Annotated in this window: 2 protein-coding genes and 1 pseudogene; 1 reads left to right on the top strand and 2 read right to left on the bottom strand. The window is 52.1% G+C overall.

From position 1 onward, the window contains the following. Nucleotides 1–863: 863 nt before the first annotated feature. Nucleotides 864–1,328: a type IV pilin domain-containing protein gene (locus tag ACR3FF_RS26585; RefSeq protein WP_458191084.1), complete on the bottom strand. Its 465-nt coding sequence runs from the start codon at nt 1,326–1,328 to the stop codon at nt 864–866. A 445-nt stretch (nt 1,329–1,773) separates the two neighbouring features. Between ACR3FF_RS26585 and tbsP the strand changes: the two genes are divergently transcribed. Next, nucleotides 1,774–2,580, top strand: coding sequence for a transcriptional regulator TbsP (gene tbsP, locus ACR3FF_RS26580; RefSeq protein ID WP_458191083.1), 807 nt, complete (start codon nt 1,774–1,776; stop codon nt 2,578–2,580). Between the two features lie 188 nt (nt 2,581–2,768). Here the strand turns inward: tbsP and ACR3FF_RS26575 are convergent. Next, a pseudogene (locus tag ACR3FF_RS26575) lies at nt 2,769–2,907 on the bottom strand (IS5/IS1182 family transposase); the annotation flags it as partial.

The raw sequence follows: 2,907 nt of genomic DNA, 5'->3' as shown, positions 1-2,907 counted from the left end.
ATCTCCCGAACACGTGGTATCGAGAGGCGAGACAACCAGCTCCGTCACGCCAGACGCTTCTTGAGGAGGTGAATGCAGCACTGTATGCTGGTTTTACGTCTTAACCGAATACGAATGGGATGGCCTGCAACCCTGCAGCCGTATCGGTTGTCTACGAGTACGAGCGGGCCTGTGAGTTTGGTTTCTACCCCTGTGTTCTTCTCGGCGGTAGTGACCGATACGCGCCATCGAGATTCTGAAAACAGGATTCGACGGTACACCCCGCGACTCTTCCGTCAAATCGGCCGTTTTAGGATTTTTTGAGGACGGTGAAATCGGTCTTCGGCGGATATCTTCTGACGGCCGTTTTAGCCTCTCTCTACGAAGGATTCGGCAGAATATCGGTTTCTACGTTGCTACTCGTCCCGTCTGAAACTGAATTTTCGAGCGAGAATTAATATCGATACAAATCTGTTCCGTCTAGCGATTATCCTGATTCACAGTGGTATATCCTCGGCTATTTTATTAACCTGGATACAAGCGTTTTAGCGCCGCTCGCGCCAATCTACGAATTCATCATCCATTCTATCGCTCGTTTTTTCCTTGCGGTAGCACGCCAAATAGTACACCCTTACATTACAGACCTTCTCCCGGGGTATTTACTGGGTGTAGATGAAACGAGTGAGTTTGAACATTGCAATCTGAATTGCAAGATAATATATTAGAGATAGACAGAATGTAGACTTAGGGTCTATATTTTGTACTATTGGCTATAACTTCTAGTCCTACTTCCATCCTCTCATAAGACGTCTACTTGATAAATATATTGATATATAATATGTCAAAAAATGATTTCCCTAAAACAGAAAAGATCCTACAGCAGTTTACAGATTGACTTTTTTCGTTTGGATGACGGTCCGTGTATCACCGTTAATAGCGGTGATGGTGACTGTGATAGTGTTTTCATCCATACCTCCTGCATTTTGGTCAATTGAAGCGGATCCACTAGCTTCGCCAGTTCCTGAGTCCTCGAAGGTCACTGTGTCACCTACTTGCTTTAGAGTTGCATTGCCATTGGGACTTGCACCAGTGGTGTTCACTTCAAGATACGCATCTGATTTCTGTGTAGATGTGAAAGCGACAGATATCGTATCATCCGTTGCATCGGATTGAACCGTTGCACCTGCTTGCACGTTTGTCTGGATATTACTCCCAAGTCCCATCACGAACGTCCCGATAACGGTTGCCAGAATGACGGTAATCGCGACCATCAGGATGACACCGATGACAGGGCTGACTGCCCGCTCGGACCGGTTCTTGAGTTCGCCGAGTGTTGCTTTGAGTTGCATTGTTTTTCTCCGTGCCAAATCTCGCTTAGAAAGTGGAAACGATTAAACCCCCACGGGGAACCAACATGTTCGATGCTGGTGCGTGTGCCAATGCGCGACCCGAGCACAATCGTCCCACGTTTTCTATATAGATATTTTGACCTATAATTTTCCATGTGTGATACCTTAATGAATCTTTGCATGGATATATACAGTTTAAAATCTGTAGTTAGAATTGTTGATAAATTGTTCTAGTCGACGAAACAACACCCGCTGCGTCCAAATTCTCGCCGTCCGTGCTTCATTTCGGGCATTTGGTACGATACGGACAGTGATGTGTATCCCAGCGACGTGTCCTGAGACTAACGCGACGCCGACCCTAATTTCACCGTTCTCCTCGTTAATCTACCCCTTCTCGGAGGGTAGCCTCGCCAGAACAAAGGTATCCGTTCTCGTCTTCCGACGTATGTCAGCCGATGCCTCAATGCTCGAAGAGCAGCTCGACGAAACGATTCACTCGCTGCTCGAGGAAGCCGGGTCTATCCTCGTGGTCAATCCAGCACCGGACGTCTTTCGAAGGGTCATCATGACGGCGACCGAGTTCGAAGACGAACTTCCCGACATCCGGGTGCTCGCCACCCCCGACGTGTTGAAAACGGGCGTCGACGACTTCATCCTCGCGAGCCAGGTAGCGGACCTGGTCGATGCGAACACGCTGTCGCTTCGCACGACGACCGACATCGCACGGAACTCGCTGCTCGTCGGCGACGACCAGGTCGTCGCAATCGTCTCGCTCGACGGCGGGATGACCGGCCTGGTTTCGACGGACGCCGACTTCGTCGAGAACGTACGGACGACGTTCGCGGACGAGTGGGAGACGGGTGAGGACTTCAGCCTGCGGACGCCACCCATCTCTCGCGTCGAAAACACGCTGGCCGACGAATTCGGGGAGGACGTCAGAGATGATTTCGAGATGGTCCTGGACTCGGTCGACACCGTCCCCGGCGAGGACGACGACCTGGACGAAGTGACCATCGCCTTACTGGTCGCGGCACACAACGAGGAACTGCTCTACGACATCAGTAAGTGGGGCGAAGACACGGGCGTCGCGAGCAAGGCCACGTTCTCACGAACCAAAACACGACTCGAAGACCGTGGCCTGATCGAGACGGAGAAAGTTCCGATCGACGTCGGTCGTCCTCGACTCCGACTGTTCCTCGTTCCCGATGACCTACAAGACGTCGACCATCTCGCCGAACGGGTGTCGGCCTGACGCGTTCGGCTCGCACTCTCGATGGGAGGTGAATGGGACGGCCAATGTGGCCACCGAATCGACGCCCGGTATTCTCGGCCGTTCACGGACTCGGGGGGAAGAGTTTCACGAGCCCGGACTGGAGTGTGTCGTTTATGCCACTGAACCGCGTTCTCGTAAGTTAGGTAGAGCGTGTCATAGAATCCATCTCATAGCTTCTCGCAGCCCAGGTCGTTTCCTCGCTCGTAGTTGGTGATTGCAACCACGAGTCGGAGACAGAGCGCAACGAACACTTCTGTTCGTGCGTGCACGCGGCCTCGGGCTCGAACGTGCCCGAGGCCGCAGTCC

This window comes from Haladaptatus ordinarius (assembly GCF_054177595.1).
Note: the sequence above shows the minus strand (reverse complement) of the source record. Positions and strands in the feature narration are given on the sequence as shown.

What these genes read in the sequence shown, in the direction of transcription:
- tbsP (WP_458191083.1), top strand. Translation starts at nt 1,774, where the DNA reads ATGTCAGCCGATGCCTCAATGCTCGAAGAGCAGCTCGACGAAACGATT.
- ACR3FF_RS26585 (WP_458191084.1), bottom strand. Translation starts at nt 1,328, where the DNA reads ATGCAACTCAAAGCAACACTCGGCGAACTCAAGAACCGGTCCGAGCGG.